This window comes from Hydrogenobaculum sp. 3684, from assembly GCF_000213785.1.
In the GTDB taxonomy this organism is placed as follows: domain Bacteria; phylum Aquificota; class Aquificia; order Aquificales; family Aquificaceae; genus Hydrogenobaculum.
On record NC_015557.1, the window covers coordinates 130467 to 148192 of the forward strand.

The 17726-nt window shown below is 36.0% G+C and carries 18 protein-coding genes and 3 tRNA genes; 7 read left to right on the plus strand and 14 right to left on the minus strand.

Annotated features, from left to right (window positions below):
• Positions 1-8 precede the first annotated feature (8 nt).
• From HYD3684_RS00750 to HYD3684_RS00775, 6 genes are all read left to right on the plus strand, one after another.
• Positions 9-82: transfer RNA gene (locus HYD3684_RS00750), tRNA-Arg, on the plus strand.
• 29 nt (positions 83-111) lie between these two features.
• The gene (gene rpsO, locus HYD3684_RS00755) at positions 112-387 is read left to right on the plus strand and encodes a 30S ribosomal protein S15 (RefSeq protein ID WP_015418789.1); all 276 of its coding nucleotides are present in this window, start codon (positions 112-114) and stop codon (positions 385-387) included.
• Positions 388-389: 2 nt separating this feature from the next.
• Positions 390-2501: a polyribonucleotide nucleotidyltransferase gene (locus HYD3684_RS00760; protein ID WP_015418790.1), complete on the plus strand. Its 2112-nt coding sequence runs from the start codon at positions 390-392 to the stop codon at positions 2499-2501.
• A gap of 3 nt (positions 2502-2504) precedes the next feature.
• Positions 2505-2939, plus strand: a complete 435-nt coding sequence (gene dut, locus HYD3684_RS00765; protein WP_015418791.1) for a dUTP diphosphatase — start codon at positions 2505-2507, stop codon at positions 2937-2939.
• Entirely contained in the window at positions 2936-3949 is a 1014-nt protein-coding gene (gene trpD / locus HYD3684_RS00770) for an anthranilate phosphoribosyltransferase (RefSeq protein WP_015418792.1), read from the plus strand. Before dut ends, trpD begins: the two co-directional genes overlap by 4 nt.
• Positions 3949-4683 carry a menaquinone biosynthesis protein gene (locus tag HYD3684_RS00775; RefSeq protein ID WP_255348081.1) on the plus strand — a complete coding sequence of 245 codons (735 nt, stop codon included), beginning with the start codon at positions 3949-3951 and terminating at the stop codon, positions 4681-4683. Before trpD ends, HYD3684_RS00775 begins: the two co-directional genes overlap by 1 nt.
• On the opposite strand, the gene clpX is transcribed toward HYD3684_RS00775, so the two are convergent.
• The 6 genes from clpX to ftsZ all read right to left on the minus strand — a co-directional run bounded on the left by clpX (position 4680) and on the right by ftsZ (position 9500).
• Entirely contained in the window at positions 4680-5879 is a 1200-nt protein-coding gene (gene clpX, locus HYD3684_RS00780; RefSeq protein WP_015418794.1) for an ATP-dependent Clp protease ATP-binding subunit ClpX, read from the minus strand. The genes HYD3684_RS00775 and clpX overlap by 4 nt on opposite strands.
• A gap of 1 nt (position 5880) precedes the next feature.
• Entirely contained in the window at positions 5881-6498 is a 618-nt protein-coding gene (gene clpP / locus HYD3684_RS00785) for an ATP-dependent Clp endopeptidase proteolytic subunit ClpP (RefSeq protein ID WP_015418795.1), read from the minus strand.
• Positions 6485-7855, minus strand: coding sequence for a trigger factor (locus tag HYD3684_RS00790; protein WP_015418796.1), 1371 nt, complete (start codon positions 7853-7855; stop codon positions 6485-6487). The genes clpP and HYD3684_RS00790 overlap by 14 nt, the downstream gene beginning before the upstream one ends.
• A 24-nt stretch (positions 7856-7879) precedes the next feature.
• Positions 7880-7965, minus strand: a tRNA-Leu gene (locus HYD3684_RS00795).
• A gap of 72 nt (positions 7966-8037) precedes the next feature.
• A complete protein-coding gene (locus tag HYD3684_RS00800; protein ID WP_015418797.1) occupies positions 8038-8418 on the minus strand; it encodes a Rid family detoxifying hydrolase in 381 nt (126 codons plus the stop codon).
• Entirely contained in the window at positions 8415-9500 is a 1086-nt protein-coding gene (ftsZ, locus tag HYD3684_RS00805; RefSeq protein WP_015418798.1) for a cell division protein FtsZ, read from the minus strand. Before ftsZ ends, HYD3684_RS00800 begins: the two co-directional genes overlap by 4 nt.
• A gap of 112 nt (positions 9501-9612) precedes the next feature.
• On the opposite strand from ftsZ, the gene HYD3684_RS00810 reads away from it, so the two are divergent.
• Positions 9613-9685: transfer RNA gene (locus tag HYD3684_RS00810), tRNA-Asn, on the plus strand.
• 1 nt (position 9686) lies between these two features.
• Here HYD3684_RS00810 and HYD3684_RS00815 read toward each other — a convergent pair.
• From HYD3684_RS00815 to ccsA, 8 genes are read right to left on the minus strand one after another with little or no spacing between them, the layout of a single operon-like run.
• Positions 9687-11441, minus strand: coding sequence for an ABC transporter ATP-binding protein/permease (locus HYD3684_RS00815; RefSeq protein WP_237698612.1), 1755 nt, complete (start codon positions 11439-11441; stop codon positions 9687-9689).
• Positions 11442-11471: 30 nt separating this feature from the next.
• Positions 11472-12179, minus strand: a complete 708-nt coding sequence (flgA, locus tag HYD3684_RS00820) for a flagellar basal body P-ring formation chaperone FlgA (protein ID WP_015418800.1) — start codon at positions 12177-12179, stop codon at positions 11472-11474.
• On the minus strand, positions 12179-12970 hold the full coding sequence (gene flgG, locus HYD3684_RS00825) for a flagellar basal-body rod protein FlgG (RefSeq protein WP_015418801.1): 792 nt from the start codon (positions 12968-12970) through the stop codon (positions 12179-12181). The genes flgA and flgG overlap by 1 nt, the downstream gene beginning before the upstream one ends.
• Positions 12971-13025: 55 nt before the next feature.
• Entirely contained in the window at positions 13026-14336 is a 1311-nt protein-coding gene (locus HYD3684_RS00830) for a hypothetical protein (protein WP_015418802.1), read from the minus strand.
• A gap of 12 nt (positions 14337-14348) precedes the next feature.
• Positions 14349-15242, minus strand: a complete 894-nt coding sequence (locus HYD3684_RS00835; RefSeq protein WP_015418803.1) for a prepilin-type N-terminal cleavage/methylation domain-containing protein — start codon at positions 15240-15242, stop codon at positions 14349-14351.
• Complete coding sequence (locus HYD3684_RS00840) at positions 15226-15573, minus strand: hypothetical protein (RefSeq protein ID WP_015418804.1); 348 nt, start codon at positions 15571-15573, stop codon at positions 15226-15228. Before HYD3684_RS00840 ends, HYD3684_RS00835 begins: the two co-directional genes overlap by 17 nt.
• Before the next feature lie 26 nt (positions 15574-15599).
• Entirely contained in the window at positions 15600-16973 is a 1374-nt protein-coding gene (argH, locus tag HYD3684_RS00845) for an argininosuccinate lyase (RefSeq protein WP_015418805.1), read from the minus strand.
• Positions 16970-17707 (minus strand): cytochrome c biogenesis protein CcsA, encoded by a 738-nt coding sequence (ccsA, locus tag HYD3684_RS00850; RefSeq protein WP_237698613.1) that lies wholly within the window; start codon positions 17705-17707, stop codon positions 16970-16972. The genes argH and ccsA overlap by 4 nt, the downstream gene beginning before the upstream one ends.
• Positions 17708-17726 lie beyond the last annotated feature (19 nt).

Sequence of the window (17726 nt, forward strand, 5' to 3'; positions counted from 1 at the left end):
ATTTAGAAGGGTCCGTAGCTCAGTTGGATAGAGCAAGGGATTTCTAATCCCTAGGCCGGGGGTTCGACTCCCTCCGGACCCGTTCTGATAAACGTTAATTGGAGGTTAGATATGCCTATTTTAAAAGAGAGAAAATGGGAACTTATAAGAAGTTTTCAGCATCATGAGAAAGACACTGGCTCACCAGAGGTGCAGATAGCCATATTAACAGAGCGTATAAATAAACTTACAGAACACATGAAGAAAAATAAAAAGGATTTGCATTCAAGGCGTGGGCTTATAGCCATGGTAAACAAAAGGAAAGCGTTGCTTGATTATCTCAAAAGAAAAAATTATCAAAAGTACCTTGAAGTGTCTGAAAAACTTAACTTGAGAGTGAAGAACTGAGTATGATGGTAAAAGCTGAGATTGAAAACCAAGACCCTATATATATAGAAGCGAACAAGTATGCCCATCAAGCAGATAGTAGCATTCTTATATCTCAAGGTGATACAAAAGTACTGATTACTGTTTGCGTATCGGAAGAGCCACTTTGTGGCATAGATTTTGCACCTTTATCGGTAGATTATAGAGAGCGCTCTTTTGCTTGGGGTAAAATACCAGGAGGGTTTATAAAAAGAGAGGGAAAACCCACAGACAGAGAGGTGCTTGTATCAAGGGTTATAGATAGACCTTTAAGGCCTTTGGTGCCAAAAGGCTTTTTAAATGAAATAGTGGTGACATGCCTTACGTTATCAGCAGATGACAAGTACGATCCGGATGTTTTGGCTATAACCGGAGCTTCAGCGGCTTTGATGTGTTCTTCTGTGCCTTTTGAAGGACCTGTAGCCGGTATGAGGGTTTGCAGAGTAAACGGAGAATTTATAATAAATCCCACATACGAGCAACGTAAAAATAGCGATATAGATATCATAATGGCTATATCAAAAGATGCTATAGTGATGGTAGAAGGGGGAGCAAAAGAAGTAGAAGAAAGTGTACTTTTAGACGCTTTATTTTTTGGACTTGAAAAAGGACAAACCCTTATAAAAGCCCAAGAAGAGCTTGTAGATTCTTTAAAACCGGAGAAAAAACCAATAGGTCATATAGGTTTACCTGAAGATACGGCAAATAAGCTAAAAGAAATTACTTCCTCAAAGATTTTAGAAGCTTTTAGTATAGAAGATAAAAAAGAAAGGTCTAAAGCTTTAAAAGATGTTTATGCTCAAGCAATGCAAGAATTAGGTATACCCAAAGAGCAAGAGTTTGATTTTGCGGTATCTTTTAAAGATTTAGAAAGCCAGTTGATGAGGGAGCAAATTCTAAAATCCAAAAAACGTATAGATGGTAGAAAGGAAACAGATATAAGGCCAATTACCATAGAGATGCATCCACTAGAAAGACCACACGGTTCTGCAGTTTTCACAAGAGGACAAACTCAAGCTTTAGCCACGGTGACTTTGGCACCAAAAGACGAAGCTCAGCTTGTGGAAACAATATTTGAAGGTGAGACTTTTAAAAGGTTTATGCTTCATTACAACTTTCCACCTTTTAGTACAGGCGAAGCAAGACCTTGGGGTCCTCCAAGAAGACGTGAAATAGGCCATGGTGCTCTGGCGGAAAGAGCTTTAGAGCCTCTTTTACCAAAAGAAGAGGATTTTCCTTACATTATAAGAGTAGTTTCAGATATTTTAGAATCAAACGGTTCAAGCTCTATGGCTACGGTGTGCGCAGGTTCTTTGGCGCTTTTTGATGCCGGTGTACCTATGAAAAAGCATGTAGCTGGCATAGCTATGGGTCTTATAAAAGATGGCGATAACTTTGTAATACTTACCGATATACTTGGAGATGAAGACCATCTTGGAGACATGGATTTCAAGGTAGCTGGCACAAGGGATGGTGTAACAAGCGTCCAGATGGATATCAAGATAAAAGGTCTTAGCAAAGATATAATGGTAAAAGCTTTAAACCAAGCCAAAGAAGCCAGAATGTTTATATTGGATAAACTTTATGAAGCTATACCAGAACCAAACAAAGAAGTGTCCAAATATGCTCCTAAAGCTCAAGTGATGAAAATTCCAGAGGACAAAGTGGGTCTTGTAATAGGTCCTGCTGGAAAGAATGTAAAGTATATAAAAGAGCAATTTGGTGCAAGTGTATGGATAGATGGCGCTAATGCTTATATAAATGCACCTACTATAGAAGCTGTAAATAAGGCGGTAGATTTTATAAACTCTTTAATTCAAGAGGTAGAGGTAGGTGGCGTATACGAAGGCAAAGTAATAAGGGTAGAAAACTACGGCTTGTTTGTAGAAGTACTGCCTGGCAAAGTAGGTCTTTTGCATGCATCTGCTATGACTGAAAAGCCTACTATAAGCGTTGGTGATACTATAAAAGTAAAGGTTATGGCTATAGACGAACAAAATAGGTTAAACCTATGTAGTCCAGACTATCAAAAGCCAGAAAACCAAGAAAGACCAAGAAAAGAACAACCCAATAGGAAACCCCATCATAGAAAATAGTTTATGAAGCTTTTAGTAAAAAAACTAAGAGAAGATGCTTCACTTCCTTTTTATGCTACATCTGGTGCTTCCGGGCTCGATCTTTTTTGTGTTGATGATGTAGTAGTGATAAGACCTTTGGAAAGAGCTTTGGTGTCTACTGGTATAGCCATAGAGCTTCCAGAAGGCTATGAAGCTCAAATAAGACCAAGAAGTGGTCTTGCTCTTAAAAAGGGTGTAACTGTCTTAAACAGCCCAGGTACCATAGACCATGATTATAGAGGTGAAATAAAAGTCATACTTATAAATTTATCAGACAAGGAAGTAGTTATTGAAAAAGGTGAAAGGATAGCTCAGATGGTTATAGCCCCCGTGTTAAAGGTAGAAGTAGTAGAAGTAAAAGAGCTATCTAATACACAAAGACAAGATGGTGGTTTTGGTTCCACAGGTATGAAATGATAAATGTTCTTTCTAAATTATCAAGAAAGGAAAATCTAACAAAAGAAGATATAAGACAAACGTTAGAATCTATTGCTTCAAACCAAGCCACAGAAGCTCAAATGGGTGCTTTCATAATGGGGATGAGATTAAAGGGGGAAACAATAGAAGAGATAACAGAGATAGCAAAGTTTTTTAGAGAAAGAGCTTTAAAAGTTCCAGTAGACAATCAGGAAGAACTTTTAGATACGTGTGGGACGGGTGGAGATGGGAAATCTACCTTCAACATATCAACGGCTAGTGCATTTGTTATAGCAGGTGCTGGTTTTAAAGTGGCAAAACACGGCAATAAATCCATATCTTCAAAGTGTGGAAGTGCTGATATATTAGAACGTCTTGGCGTAAACATAAATATATCACCAAACCATATAGCAAGATGTATAGAAGAAGTTGGTATTGGGTTTATCTATGCACCTTTTCATCATGGTGTTATGAAAAACATAGCAAAGCCACGAAAAGAACTTGGAATAAAATCCGTTTTTAACCTTGTAGGACCTCTTTCAAATCCTGCTGGTGCTAAAAGGCAAATAATGGGTGTTTATGACATATCTTTGGTGGAGAAAATAGCCTACGTGTTAAAGGAGCTAGGTAATATAAAATCTTTTGTGTTTAGTAGTTATGATGGTATGGATGAGGTTTCTATAAGCTCAAAAACACTTGTGGCAAGACAAACAAAAGATAATGTTGATATATTTGAGTTCGATCCTACAGAGTATGGATTTTCTTTTAAAAATATAGAAGATATTCAAGCCAAAGATATAGAAGAAAGCTTAAATCTATTTAATATGGCTTTAAGCGGCAAGCCGTCGGCTGCTCTTGATGTAGTGCTTATAAATGCTAGTTTTGGTATTATGGCTTTTGGTGATATAAATTTTAAAGAAGCTTTGGAGACGGCAAAAGAGAGCATTTTTTCTAAAAAAGCTTTAAACAAGTTGCAAAGTTTGGTAGAATGTTCAAATTATAATAAATGATGAGAGTAGGTAAAGTATCTTATCTTAACACGCTCCCTATGTTTTATAACATTTCAAACTATGAAATAATAGAAGGACACCCTTCAGAGCTTTTTAAAATGCTTGAAGAAGATAAAATAGACATAGGCATATTATCATCTGCCGTATATTTAAAAGATAAAGATAAGTACGCATACCTTGATGGCATTTCCATATCTGGTAAAGAAATGGTATGTTCTGTTTTGCTTTTTTTGAAAGAAGATCATATAAAAAATGTTTATCTTACCAAAGATTCTGTTACTTCAAGGGTATTGACAAGATGGTATGTAGAGGAAATTTTAAAATTAAAACCAAACTATGTAGATGAAGAAGAAAAAGCAGATACAATTCTTTACATAGGTGATAAAGCTATAAAAGAATATCATTCTAAGGCCTATAAAAAAATCGTAGACTTAGGTGAAGAATGGTTTAAAAGATATGGTGTTGGTTTTGTTTTTGCGCTTTTTACATACAAGAAAAACTCTGTAAAATCCTTTGATAAGCTAAAAGAGGATGTGATAAATTCTATAAACCTTTTTTATGAAAAGCTAAAAAACAATTCTTTAGAGGATGAGATATTTAAAAAATATGATTTTGTAGATATAGGCTTTTTTAGAAAGTATTTTTTTGAATGCCTTGATTTGGGACTAAGAGAAGACCAAAAGCGCTCTCTTAGTATATTTGAAGACTTTGTGAAGCGCTTTGATCTTACTTAACCAGCTTTTTTATACATATAAACTGGTTTTTTGTTCTCATCTATAACTATCTTTTCTACGTTTACCAAAGAAGGTGCTTCATACATAATATCAGTCATGATTTTTTCTACTATAGCCCTTAGTCCTCTAGCGCCGGTTTTCCTTTTTATAGCCTCTTTTGCAATTTCTCTTAAAGCGCCCTCTGTAAACTCTAGCTCTATGCCTTCCATTCTTAAAAGCTCTTTATACTGTTTAACAATAGCATTTTTAGGTTCAGTTAGTATTCTTATCAAATCTTCTTCTGTTAGTTCATTTAACACACTTATAACCGGTAGTCTTCCTACAAACTCGGGTATAAGCCCAAAGTTGATAAGGTCGTCGGGTTCTACCTGAGATAGTATATTGCCTTCTTCTTTGTATTTTGAAATTTCTGTTTCAAAACCAACGGTGCTTTTACCAAGTCTTCTTTTTATTATATCTTCTAAACCTACGAAAGCCCCACCGCATATAAACAGTATGTTGGTAGTGTCAAGCTGTATAAACTCTTGGTGTGGATGTTTTCTGCCACCTTGAGGCGGTACGTTTGCTATAGTCCCTTCTATAATTTTTAAAAGAGCTTGTTGCACACCTTCTCCCGATACATCTCTTGTGATAGAGGGGTTATGGCCGGATTTTTTAGCTATTTTATCTATTTCGTCTATGTATATAATACCTTTTTTGGCTTTTTCTATGTTGTAATCACAATTTTGTAAGAGTCTCACTAAAACGTTCTCTACGTCTTCTCCCACATAACCTGCTTCTGTAAGGGTAGTGGCATCTGCTATAGCAAAAGGCACATCTAAAATTTTAGCCAATGTTTTTGCCAAAAGCGTTTTGCCACTGCCTGTGGGCCCTATGAGAAGTATGTTGCTTTTTTCTATATCTGTAGTAGATTTCCTAAGTATTCTTTTGTAATGGTTATAAACTGCCACAGATAGAATCTTCTTTGCTTCATCTTGACCTATAATAAACTCATCTAGAATTTCCTTTATCTCTTTTGGTTTTGGTATAGACCTTACTTCTTTTGTAACTTCTTCTGTCTCATGGTGTTTTATTAGGTCCATCGCTTTTTCTACGCATTCGCTACATATATTTATTCCATTTGGACCCGCTATCATCAATGGCACATCTTTGGATGATTTGTTGCAAAATGAGCAATATTCTTTTTTACCAGCCATGTTAAGCCCTCTTTGTGATTACTTTGTCTATCAGCCCATAATTTTTGGCTTCTTCAGCAGACATAAAGTAATCTCTATCCACATCTTTTTCTATTTGTCTTAAGCTTTTACCAGTGGCATTTGCCAATATAGTGTTTAATATATGCTTTATACGCTTTATCTCCTCAGCGTGTATAAGTATATCTGTAGCTTGACCTTGTACGCCTCCAAGTGGCTGGTGTATCATGATGCGAGCGTTTGGAAGCGCAAACCTTTTTCCCTTTGCACCGGCTGCCAAAAGCACCGCTCCCATAGAAGCAGCTTGTCCTATGCATATTGTGGTTACATCTGGTTTTATATACTGCATAGTATCGTATATGGCAAGACCAGCTGTTACAGAACCACCAGGGGAGTTTATATACATTTGTATATCTTTTTCAGGGTCTTGGGCTTCTAAGAACAAGAGCTGGGCTACTATGAGATTTGCCACATGGTCATCTATAGGAAAACCAAGTATAACTATACGGTCTTGTAAAAGCCTTGAATATATATCGTAGGCTCTTTCACCACGAGGTGTTTGCTCAACTACTATTGGTACAAGTTGATCTATGATCCTCTGATAATCTTTAGGGTTGCTCAACGTTTTCCTCCTTTAAAGATGTATTCTCTTTAAATTTAACCATTTCTAAAAGTTTGTCCATAGCTTTAGAAGCAAGTATGTCTTTTATAAGCACAGACTTCCTGTCTTCTCTTAAAAAGTAGTTTTCTATGTTCTCTCTCAATCTTTTTAAAGACTCTTCATCTTTCTGATTTTCTGGTAGCACGTCTTTGTAAGCTTCTACTTGTTCGTCTATATATTTCTTTATATCTTCATCTGTTAGTTCTATGCCAAATTTTTTGGCGTAAGATACAAATATTGAGCGAGTTTTAGCACTTGTGATACCTTCTTTGATAGACTTATCGTACGCTGATTTTTCTATAACTTTTAACGTTTCTTCATCAAATGAGCTCAAATCAAACATGTTGTTTAATCTGTTTAGCTCCTCTTCATAGACCAAATTGGCAATTCTTATAGCTTCTGTTCTTGATACTTCTGTTATATCTTTGTACTCTTCTAATAAGTATTTGGTAAGAGCTTCTACCTTTACTTCTTCTTTTTTGTTTTCTAGGTAAGTTTGTAGTCTTTTCTTTATGTTTTCTTTAGCTTCTTGGGCATTTTCTCCAAGGTTTAGCTCTTTTGCCAATTCATCTGTTAGTTCTGGATATACTTTCTTTTTTACAGACTCTATCTTTGCTTCTATATCCACTTTTGGTGCGTTTTCATCTTCTGTTTCTTGGATTGGTACATTTTCTAGCCTGATTACGTCTTGTTCTTTTTTTCCTAAAATCTCCTTATAAAGGTCTTCTCTTAAGCCTAACTCTTTTAGTACACCGCTTAGCTTTTGATTTACCTTTTCTCCATCTTGTTTGTCTACGACAGTATATTCTATTACAACGTAATCATCTTCTTCTATTGGCTCATCTTTTGGCTCCAACGTGGCTTTGTCTTCTAGGGCGTATTTTATGGCTTGTTCTACCATCTCATCTGTTAACTCAAAACTAGGTATTTCTAATTCTATGCCTTCAAGGTCTTTTAGCTTGTCGCTTTCTATGACTGGAAATATTTCAATATAACCCTCCATTGTGAGCTTCATTTCTTTCTCTGAAAACTTGCTATTTTCCAAGTTTATTTTTATATCCATTACATCAAAGCCCATTTCTTTTGCACTTTCATAGGCTTTTTTGGCGAAATCTTCTACAAGGGCTTCAAGTATATATTTTTTAAACTTGCTCTTTATAATCCATTCAGGAGCTTTTCCTTTTCTAAAGCCATCTACTTCTGCATTGGCTTTTAATTCATTCAAGATTGTCCTGTAAGCTTGCTCTAGCTCTTTTCCTTCTACATCAAAAGCAAAATCTCTAAATATACCTTCTTCTTTTGTTATGGTAAAAGCCATAAAACCTCCAAAAATTTTGTTTAATGCGGATGGAGGGACTCGAACCCTCACGGGCTTTTACGCCCACAGGATCCTAAGTCCTGTGTGTCTGCCAATTTCACCACATCCGCTCTAAATTTAATATTATAGCACAAACTCATACGTTTTAGATTTACTAAACTAAATCGGTTGATTTTTAGTTTTTAGGCTTTTATTGCTATAACATCAATTTCTATCAAAGCACCTTTTGGCAAAGAAGATACTTCCACTGTAGAGCGAGCTGGTTTTACAGGGGCATTTTTAAAAAACTCTTCGTAAATAGCGTTTATCACTGCAAAATTTTCTAAATGGGTAAGGTATATGGTGGTTTTTACTATATCTTCTAAATTAAAATCCGCCTCTTGAAGTATGTGTTGTATGTTTGAAAGACATTGTTTTGTTTGGGATGCTATGTCTGGTTTTAGATTGCCAGTGTCATCTATACCTATACTACCGGATACAAAAAGCATGTTGTTTATAAGCACCGCTTGGGAATAAGGCCCCAAAGGTTTTGGGGCTTTTGGTGTAAATATTTCTTTTTTCATATCTTTCTCTTTCTTCTAAGGTAAGCTGGTAAGTCTTCTTCTTCCTGAGCTTGCGGTTCTACGACTCTTGGCTTTTCTTCTTTTTTAGGTTCTCTCTCTTGGGTTTTTATAACCTTTAAACCTTGTTGGGCTTTTACATTTTCTTCAAAATCAGTGGCTACTATAGCCACTTTTGTATTTTGACCTTCGTTTTCATTTAATACCACAGCACCAAATATAATAAGAGCATTATCATCGGCTTCTTCTCTTATCTTTGCTATAGAGGATTCTATTTCTGTAAATGGTGTGTCTTGATTTATCCAAAGCGTTACCATAAGTCTCTTTGAACCTTTTATAGAGTTTCCTTCCAACAGTGGGCTATGCATAGCTTGTTCTACGGCAGCATCCAACTTATCGCTATTTTTAGATGTACCTATACCTATCAAAGATAACCCACCGTCTTGCATTATCGTTTTTACGTCTGCGAAGTCTACGTTTATTAAAGCTGGAGTGGTTACTATGCTTGTTATGCCTCTAACCGCTTGAGATAGTATATCGTCCACCATTTTAAAGGCGTTTCCTATCGTGAGGTTTCTATCTGCTATATCATGGAGTCTTTGATTGTGTATTACAATATACGTATCGCATACATCTTTTATCTTTTGTAATCCTTCTTCTGCTGCCTGAGCTCTTTTTGGACCTTCAAAGTTGAAGGGCTTTGTGCATACACACACCGTAAGTATGTTCATTTCTTTTGCCGCTTGGGCTATAACAGGAGCCGCTCCTGTGCCTGTGCCACCTCCAAGACCTACCGCTATAAATAGCATATCGGTATCTCTTAATATTTCTTTTATCTTATCCAAATCTTCTAAAGCTGCTTGTTCTCCTATCTCTGGTCTCGCACCGGCTCCTAAGCCTCTGGTTATTTTTTCACCTATTTGTAGCTTGTTTGGGACAGCTAGCGTGCTAAGATGTTGTATATCTGTATTTAAAGCATACAATTCAACATTTTCTATACCATCAAGATACATTCTATTAACAGCATTGCAACCACCACCGCCTACGCCAAACACTTTAATTTTTGTAGGATTTATAAGATCCATATACACCTCCTAAATATTACTCATAATTAGTATATCATAAAAATATTGTTGTTTTTCTTATGGCTTAAAAATTCTTGAAATTTTTTTTGCTTATGGTATAATAATACTGTTATCTGGGGTAGCTCAACCGGCAGAGCGGGTGGCTGTTAACCACCAGGTTGGGGGTTCGAGCCCCTCCCCCAGAGTTTAAATAGATCTTATAAATTTTTGAATATACGTTATCTCGTATTGAGCGTTTTCTTTTAAAATCAATTTTTTAACGTGAAAATCTTCCAAAGATTTACGATGAGCAACGCTTATTATCGTTAGGTTTTTAAGCTTTTCTAATAAAATGTTATAAAGGTGTAGCTCTTTTTCTTCGTTTAAAGCGCTTGTGGATTCATCCATAAAAAGCCAATCTGGTGAATGAAGCAACACCCTTGCTATGTTGAGACTTTGTTGTTCACCCGGAGAAAGCACCTGAGACCATAGATTTTTTGTGTTTAAATCCTTTGAAAGGTAAGAAAGACCTACCATGCTTAAAAGTTCTTCCAAATACTCGTTCGTTATGGCTTTGCCATCTGTAGATGGGTATAAAAGTATTTCTCTTAGACTCCCATATGGAAAATAAGGTTTTTGCGGTAAAAACATATGGTTTTGTGGCAGTTTTATAGTTCCTTCTCCAAAGGGCCAAATGCCGGCTATTGCTCTTATTAGGGTTGATTTACCTACACCCGCTGGGCCCATGATGATGGTGTGTTCTTTTTTATCTATGTTGAGGTTTAAATCTTTTACGATAAACTTTTCAGAATAAGGTATCTTTATACTTAAATGTTCTATTGTCAGTCCATCTTGGCTTGGTAAAATAGTTATCTTGCTTTGACGCTGAGAATTTTCTATAGCTTTTATGTTTTTCTCAAAAGTCCTAAGCCTGTCTACCACCGAGTACCAAGCGGCTATTGAAGCGTAAGAGTTTACTATAAAAGATAAAGACGATTGCACTTGACCAAAAGCGCTGGCTATCTGCATCACGTCACCAAGTTGTATCTTTTTGGCAAAAAACCTTGGGGCTGCTACAAGTATTGGGAATATTATGGCTATTTGATTGTATCCAGATGTAAACCATCCAAGCATTTTTTGCCTTACCATGATTTGCCAGTAGTTTTGAAATACGTATCTAAACGTATCCATGAGGTTTTGATGCTCTTTTTCTTCTGCGTTTAAAAGAGCTACAGATTCTGAGTTTTCTCTTATTCTTATCAAAGCAAATCTAAAGTTTGCTTCAAACATTTGCTGGTCAAAGTTTAGTTTCACTAGGGGCTTACCGATTTTGGCGGTAATATATGTGCCTGCCACTGCGTATATAATCGCTGCCCAAACCATATAAGCTGGTATTGTGATTTTAATATGAAAAGCATTAAAACTTATAGGACCAGATATAATCCAAAGCATTCCGACAAATGAGAAAAACGTTACCACCGAGCTCATCAATCCAAGAAATAAGCTAAGACTCTGGCTTATAAAGGCATTTACGTCATCTGCTATACGTTGGTCTGGGTTATCGGTGTTTTGTTCTATCACTTGCATGTGGTAAAACTTTTTATTGCTTACCCATTTGTTTATGTAGTGTGATGTGAGCCAAGCTCTCCACTTTATCTGGAGCATCTGTTGAAGGTATGTAGCGTAGACTGCCGATACTATAAAAAGCGTTGCAAGTATGCTAAACTCTAAAAGCGCTTTCCAAAAACCTTTTTCATCAAAGTGTTGCAATGCATCGTAGAAAACTTTATACCATTTTGTAAAAAGTACATTTAGAAATACTTGGAAAAGATTTAAAAAAATTATTACAAAAAACAAAAGCCAAGCTTTTTTCTTTTCTTCCGAATGAAGCCAATAGGGTTTTAATATGTGCCAGAAATCTTTCCAGAAAGTCTTATCCAGTTTACTTATACTACTATCCATCTTATTTAATTCTAACATTTTTATATGAAATTAATATGAATTTGGGCTTATAAGAACAGTATCTTTGTCTACAACTTTGCCAACGATAAAAGTTTTTGGGTTGTCTAAAGGCTGCAGCCTTACAAATTTGCCAAGATATCCGTTTTGCATTGCCTTTGCCTTTGTGGTAATCCTTATATAGCCGTTGTCGTATATCACTCTTACTATATCTCCGTAGCGTATAATAGGTACCATGCTTATCATAGATGTTCTTATGGGCTCTCCTATGCCTATATTTTGCAAAGCTGTAGCCCCTATCACTTGATGCTTCGATACGACCAAGTTTTGAGGTACAAACCTAATGTATTTTACGGTGCTTTTAATATCATTTTTTGTAATAATTTGTCCTCTGGTGATGAGTTTTTTTGCCACTACAACAGGCACTCTCCATTCTATATAGGCTATGGCGTTGTAGGTTCTTTGAAGTATGTGGTTTGAGTTTATATTTATTGTAGCGTAGGCGTCAGGGCTAAGAGGAGGCACTCTTAAATCTACCGATATATCTTTTGAATCCACTTTGAAAGGTTTGTATACAAAGCAGTTTACCGAATCTACTTTTACGTTATCATGGTACTCTCTTTTTATTTGGCTTTTAACAAGTTCTTCTACATATTTTTGACTAAAAATTATCTCTTTTGAAAAGCCACAAAACGATAATAAAAGCAAAAAAACAAAAACACTATAAAAGGTTTTTTTCATTAACCCGTGTATAGGTTTGCTGCAGTAGAAAGCATAGTGTCTGCTGCTGTAATCCCTTTTGCGTTAAATTGGTAAGCTCTTTCTGCTATTATAAGGTTTACCATTTCGTTTACTATATTTACGTTTGAAGCTTCTACATATCCAGATAAAAGCGTACCAAGTCCTTGAGTACCAGGGTTTGATACTATTGGATTTCCAGAAGCTTGGGTTTGTTCAAACAGGTTGTTGCCTATACGCTTTAAACCAGCTGGATTTACAAAGTTTGCCAGTTGAAGCTGGCCCACCACTTGGACCCCTTGCTGTCCTGGTATTGTAACAGCCACCGTGCCATCTGGGCCTATGTTTACAGAGGTTGCGTTTGGTGGTATCGTGATTTGAGGCTGAATAAGGTATCCATCTGCCGTTACTAAATCTCCATTGGCGTCTAATTGAAGTTGTCCATTTCTTGTATAGGCTATAGTACCATCTGGCATAGCCACTTGGAAAAACCCGTTTCCTTGTATAGCCACATCAAGAGGATTACCAGTTTGCTGGACGTTTCCTTGGGTAAATATACCGTAGGTACCATCTATATAAGCACCAAGCCCAAGCTGGTATCCTATTGGGTTTTGTGAGTTTTGGGATGTTTCCATGCCAGGATCTTTTACAGTTTGGTATATAAGATCGTCAAATACAGGCTGAAGTTGTTTATAGCCTACCGTATTTACATTTGCCATGTTGTTTGATATGACATCAAGGTTTTGTTGTTGAGCTGTCATACCAGCCGCCGATGTCCACATAGCCCTAAACATACACTCTTACCTCCGAGGTATAAATATATGCCTTATCCTAAAGTTTTCAATGCTTTTAATATAAAGTAACAGCATTTAACATACTCTGTTGCGTTCCATTGCCGTAACAATTAACTGGTTTAAATAAATTGGGGTAATTTGATGCTATTTGGCTAAGGACGGGGTAGTTAAAGTTGATAGAACTACTACCGCTTAGGCTGATTCCATTGCTTGCGCTTACAGTGTTAGCATATAAAGCACCATTAATACTTGAACTTCCTGTGCCAATATTTGTTAAATTATTAATCATGATAAGACTTTTTATGTTAGAAGAACCAGTTATAGTAATACTTCCGTTGTTAGCTATGAAAGTTATAGGGCTTTGTTGTCCTATTTGAGAGCTTCCGTTGACAACAAGATTTAATGTGTTTGGAGTATATAGCAAACCGCCGTTAATATACGCGCTACCATTAAGGGTTATATTTATATTGCCGTTTGTGTATATTAGTTGATTGCTTCCAAAATTACCAGAATTTGCATAGCTAGTAAAATTTACATCTAAATTACCGCCTATGTAGTATATTGAACAATTATTGCTCAATGGTTGTGAACCGCAATAAATTGTAGACCCGTTAACAGTAGCAGAACCGCTGCAATAGCAACTGTTGTTTTGAGTGGGGGCGTTTATAGAACTACCATTGGTGGTAGTGCCAAAATAATTAGCCACTTCTGTTAGTATATAGTTTTGAAGTTGTGAAAAGCTATTAAAATTTGTAATCATTTGAGCTATATCTGTGTATGTTGTTTTTCTTATATATGGATTTCCTCTGATACCTGGACTATTCAAGTCTGGATTATTCTGACATGTAGATAATTTTCCTGCTCCAGTCATTGTTATGGGTATGTTGTGCATGCCCTCTAGCAGTCCTGTTGCTTCACATTGGTCTACATAGTCACAACCGTTAATAGTGGCAGTCCCGCTCGTGCTTATTGAACCATTTATCAATCCCAAAGTTGCCCAGTTTGCCCCTGTTGATACCGTGATTGCTCTTACTACTTCTCCTCCTGTTTCACCAGTACCTATTGATTCTATAAAGCAGGTTTTATTGTTAGCATCTGATTGTGTTATCACTTGTACTGTCCCGCCGGTTGGAAGTGTTTGAGATATACCACAACCGTTGTTAGTACAATTACAAGTGTCATTTATAACGTTGTAAGCTACTTGTTGAAGTCCATAATCGGCGTTGTAATAGGCTTTTGAATAGTTTATCATAGCCCCAGATGTCATATTGCCGTAATATACAAGCATAGCTCCTGCTGCGCCTATTACAAAAAGCACTATCATAACAAGCATTGTAGTGATGAGTGTATAACCTCTATTCTTCATAAAATAGCCCTCCTATTTGTAAAAATCAAAACTAAAAGTTATAGAAGCAGTGCCTCCAGAGGCGTTTTTAGCCTGAGAATTTACGCCTATGATAGCCTCTATCATATTGCATGAGTTTGAAGAGATACAGCCTTGTGGATATGCATTAAAGCTAAGGCTTTGGACTGGAACTATTGGCTGTGTGTTGGTGGTACTAGTGACTTCGTTTATAGTTTGTAAATAAAGCCAATTGTTGTTGTTATCACTTTGATTTGGCTGACAGAAAAACGTTATTTGATAGGGCACCGAGTACAATATATCGCCTGGGCTTAAACTTAGATTTTGGCCTGTAGTAACATCGTATATAACAGCTCCAGATATTGTAGCGTTGGAAGTTGTGGTAGATATGCAAGATGCGTTGTTTGGAGATATATTTATTGTAAATATGTCAGGGGTCGTATTGGAAGAGTTGGAATAGTAAAAGCTTCCATTTCTAACTAGATAATAGTATGCAGTGCTACCACTTGGATTTGTATCTGAAAGTCTACAGCTTATAACATCTGCGTTGGAATTGCTGTCTATATTTTGCACCATACCAAAACCATACAAACTACCGTAGAAAGAGAGGCTATCACAAGGGCTACCAGATGATATGGATATATAGTTTGGTGCTGGCGGTGGATATCCTCCATTTGTATTGCTACTATTTGATGGCACTCCTGCACCACCTCTGTCTAAGTATTTTTGCATTACCACGTAAGCGTTGTAAGTGTTTTCCTCTGCTCCTGAGATTGAGTTCGTGTTAAAGAAAATCTTTTGAGTGGATTCGTATAGCTCAAACAGTGCAAGCATTAGGACTACGCTCATTGCTATTGCTACAAGCATCTCTGTTATGGTAAAAGCCTTAGACTTAGAATGGGCAGTCATTGTCGATCTGGCTATAAGATAGATTGTTGTAAGAGGCTGTAGATGTTATTGTGCTACAGCCACTTGTAGGTTGAGGGCAATTTACATTTAAATTTACTTGTATACCACCGCATTGGGCTGTAGAAGGTATTTGTTGTCCACTCATGCACATGGCTATACCGTTTGAAGATACAGTTGTAAGACATCCATATATAAACCTATTTTTTGCATCGTTGGCAAAAAAAGACTGCATCGCTGCAAACGTAATAACCCCTATTGCTAAAAGAGCGATGGATACCATCACCTCCGTAATAGTAAGTCCCAATTTTCCATGTTTTTGAGTTTTTACCATACACTTCTCTAATCAAAATTATAATACTAATTTTTGTCTATGCTTTCTTCTAAAGAAGATAAATCTATCTGCTTTTTTACAAAATCTTTGTTTGTGCTGCCGTAAGTTTTTTTTCTTGATATAGACAATTCTTTAGAAATTATATCTTTTGCGTCTTTGTCAAAAGCCTTTGAGAAGTTGTTCAGCTCTTCTTTGGTTAGAGATTCTAAGGGTTTTTGGTGTTCTATGGCGTAAGCTACGATATTTCCTACTATGTGATGAGCTTCTCTAAAGGGTATATTTTTTTCTACAAGATAGTTTGCCAAATCTGTGGCTAAAAGAAGGTTTCCCGCTTCTATATTTTGTCTAAACTTTAGATCTTTTACTATAAGTATCATCATTTTTAAGCTGTTTAAGAGGGTTTTTGTAGCATCAAAAATAGGTTCTTTGTCCTCTTGAAGGTCCCTGTTGTAAGTCATTGGAAGCCCCTTTAGGTTTATCATAAGATTTATAAGGTTTGCGTAAACTCTTCCAGTTTTTCCTCTTATAAGCTCTAAAACATCTGGGTTTTTTTTCTGAGGCATGATGGAGCTTCCAGTGCAAAGGCTGTCTGGTAAATCTATAAACTTAAACTCTTCTGTGTTAAATATAATTAAATCTTCTGCCATCCTGGAAAGATGCATCGCTATAGAACTAAGGCAAAACATGTACTCTATGGCAAAATCTCTATCTGCTACAGCATCCATTGAGTTTCTTGAGATTTTAGAAAAGTTCAAAACACTTGCTTCTAAAAACCTATCTAGTGGAAAATCTGCCCCTGCTAAAGCACCGCTTCCAAGGGTTAGGGTATCTATCCTTCTATAAGCATCTATAAGCCTTTGAGAGTCCCTTAAAAAAGCCTCTTTGAAAGAAAGAAGATAATGAGCCACCAACACCGGCTGAGCCCTTTGTAGGTGCGTGTACCCTGGCATTATAAGATCTTCATACTCTTTTGCTTTTAAGACAAGCTGTTGTTTTAGTGCTTTTAAAAGCTCAAAAATCTTTAAAATATGGTCTTTCAAATAAAGCCTTAAATCTGTGTTTACTTGATCGTTTCTTGATCTTCCAGTGTGTAGTTTTTTGGCATCTTCTCCTATTAGTTCATACAACCTACTTTCTATATTCATATGTATATCTTCTTTTGATATATCAAAATAAAACTCGTTTTTTTCTATCTCTTGTTTTATCTTTTTTAGGCCGTTTTTTATATTTTCGTAAGCGTCTTTTGATATGACACCTGCTTTTAAAAGAGCTTCTAAGTGTGCAAAATCTTGCTCTAAGTCGTACATTGCCAAGGCTTTATCAAAGCTTATAGATTCTGTAAAAAGTTCTACGTCTTTTGATGTATCTTCTTTAAATCTTCCAGACCACGCTTTACTCATCCTGTTATTATACTATGTTTTATGAATATAACAGATATAACCGTTATGGTGCTTCCCAAAGCTGATAAAACGGATATTGTGGTGGGTTTTGAAGATTTAAAGATATAAGTGTGTACTAGTATTGCATAATAAAACCATAAAAACGATATGACTATAATCTTTGGGTCTACGTAAAGGCTTTTATCGTAATAAAAAGACCACATAACACCAAAAAGGATAGTAATGGTTAGAAATATAAAACTCATGTTTATGGACAACTTTTCTATAAATATTAAAGTATATATAGGAACGTATGTTTTTGAAAATTTTTTTTGTTTTATCTGCTTTTCTGATATAAGTTTTAACAAAGAAAATATACCTCCAAGCATGATGAAAGAGTAAGAGAACCCCGCACTTATTATATGTATTAAAAATATCGGGTTTAAAAGGCTTGGTTGTTGATGTAAAAATACGTTTCTTAGGTTTGCCATGCTAAACAAAGCCCCTATAAAAGATATAATAAAACCTATGTTTTCTAAATTTCTAAACTTAGTAAGAAGGATCCCATAAAAAAGCATTATGATGTTACCAGAAAAAGCCACTATAGCATCTATGTTGCTAAAAACCACCCCAGATTTTACATTTAAAATAAGTTTTATAAGATAAAACAAATTCCCAAGCATTATAAAAATTAGACTGTATTTTATTGTGTTTTTGGCTTTTAGAGTATAAAGCAAAAAGCTTATAAAAGCCATAAGGTAAAATAGTATATTA

What these genes read in the sequence shown, in the direction of transcription:
- HYD3684_RS00790 (WP_015418796.1), bottom strand. Translation starts at nt 7,855, where the DNA reads ATGGCTTTTACCATAACAAAAGAAGAAGGTATATTTAGAGATTTTGCT.
- HYD3684_RS00800 (WP_015418797.1), bottom strand. Translation starts at nt 8,418, where the DNA reads ATGAAAAAAGAAATATTTACACCAAAAGCCCCAAAACCTTTGGGGCCT.
- ftsZ (WP_015418798.1), bottom strand. Translation starts at nt 9,500, where the DNA reads ATGGATCTTATAAATCCTACAAAAATTAAAGTGTTTGGCGTAGGCGGT.
- HYD3684_RS00815 (WP_237698612.1), bottom strand. Translation starts at nt 11,441, where the DNA reads ATGGATAGTAGTATAAGTAAACTGGATAAGACTTTCTGGAAAGATTTC.
- HYD3684_RS00830 (WP_015418802.1), bottom strand. Translation starts at nt 14,336, where the DNA reads ATGAAGAATAGAGGTTATACACTCATCACTACAATGCTTGTTATGATA.
- HYD3684_RS00835 (WP_015418803.1), bottom strand. Translation starts at nt 15,242, where the DNA reads ATGACTGCCCATTCTAAGTCTAAGGCTTTTACCATAACAGAGATGCTT.
- HYD3684_RS00760 (WP_015418790.1), top strand. Translation starts at nt 390, where the DNA reads ATGATGGTAAAAGCTGAGATTGAAAACCAAGACCCTATATATATAGAA.
- dut (WP_015418791.1), top strand. Translation starts at nt 2,505, where the DNA reads ATGAAGCTTTTAGTAAAAAAACTAAGAGAAGATGCTTCACTTCCTTTT.
- trpD (WP_015418792.1), top strand. Translation starts at nt 2,936, where the DNA reads ATGATAAATGTTCTTTCTAAATTATCAAGAAAGGAAAATCTAACAAAA.
- flgG (WP_015418801.1), bottom strand. Translation starts at nt 12,970, where the DNA reads ATGTTTAGGGCTATGTGGACATCGGCGGCTGGTATGACAGCTCAACAA.
- flgA (WP_015418800.1), bottom strand. Translation starts at nt 12,179, where the DNA reads ATGAAAAAAACCTTTTATAGTGTTTTTGTTTTTTTGCTTTTATTATCG.
- argH (WP_015418805.1), bottom strand. Translation starts at nt 16,973, where the DNA reads ATGAGTAAAGCGTGGTCTGGAAGATTTAAAGAAGATACATCAAAAGAC.
- rpsO (WP_015418789.1), top strand. Translation starts at nt 112, where the DNA reads ATGCCTATTTTAAAAGAGAGAAAATGGGAACTTATAAGAAGTTTTCAG.
- HYD3684_RS00775 (WP_255348081.1), top strand. Translation starts at nt 3,949, where the DNA reads ATGAGAGTAGGTAAAGTATCTTATCTTAACACGCTCCCTATGTTTTAT.
- HYD3684_RS00840 (WP_015418804.1), bottom strand. Translation starts at nt 15,573, where the DNA reads ATGGTAAAAACTCAAAAACATGGAAAATTGGGACTTACTATTACGGAG.
- ccsA (WP_237698613.1), bottom strand. Translation starts at nt 17,707, where the DNA reads ATGGCTTTTATAAGCTTTTTGCTTTATACTCTAAAAGCCAAAAACACA.
- clpX (WP_015418794.1), bottom strand. Translation starts at nt 5,879, where the DNA reads ATGGCTGGTAAAAAAGAATATTGCTCATTTTGCAACAAATCATCCAAA.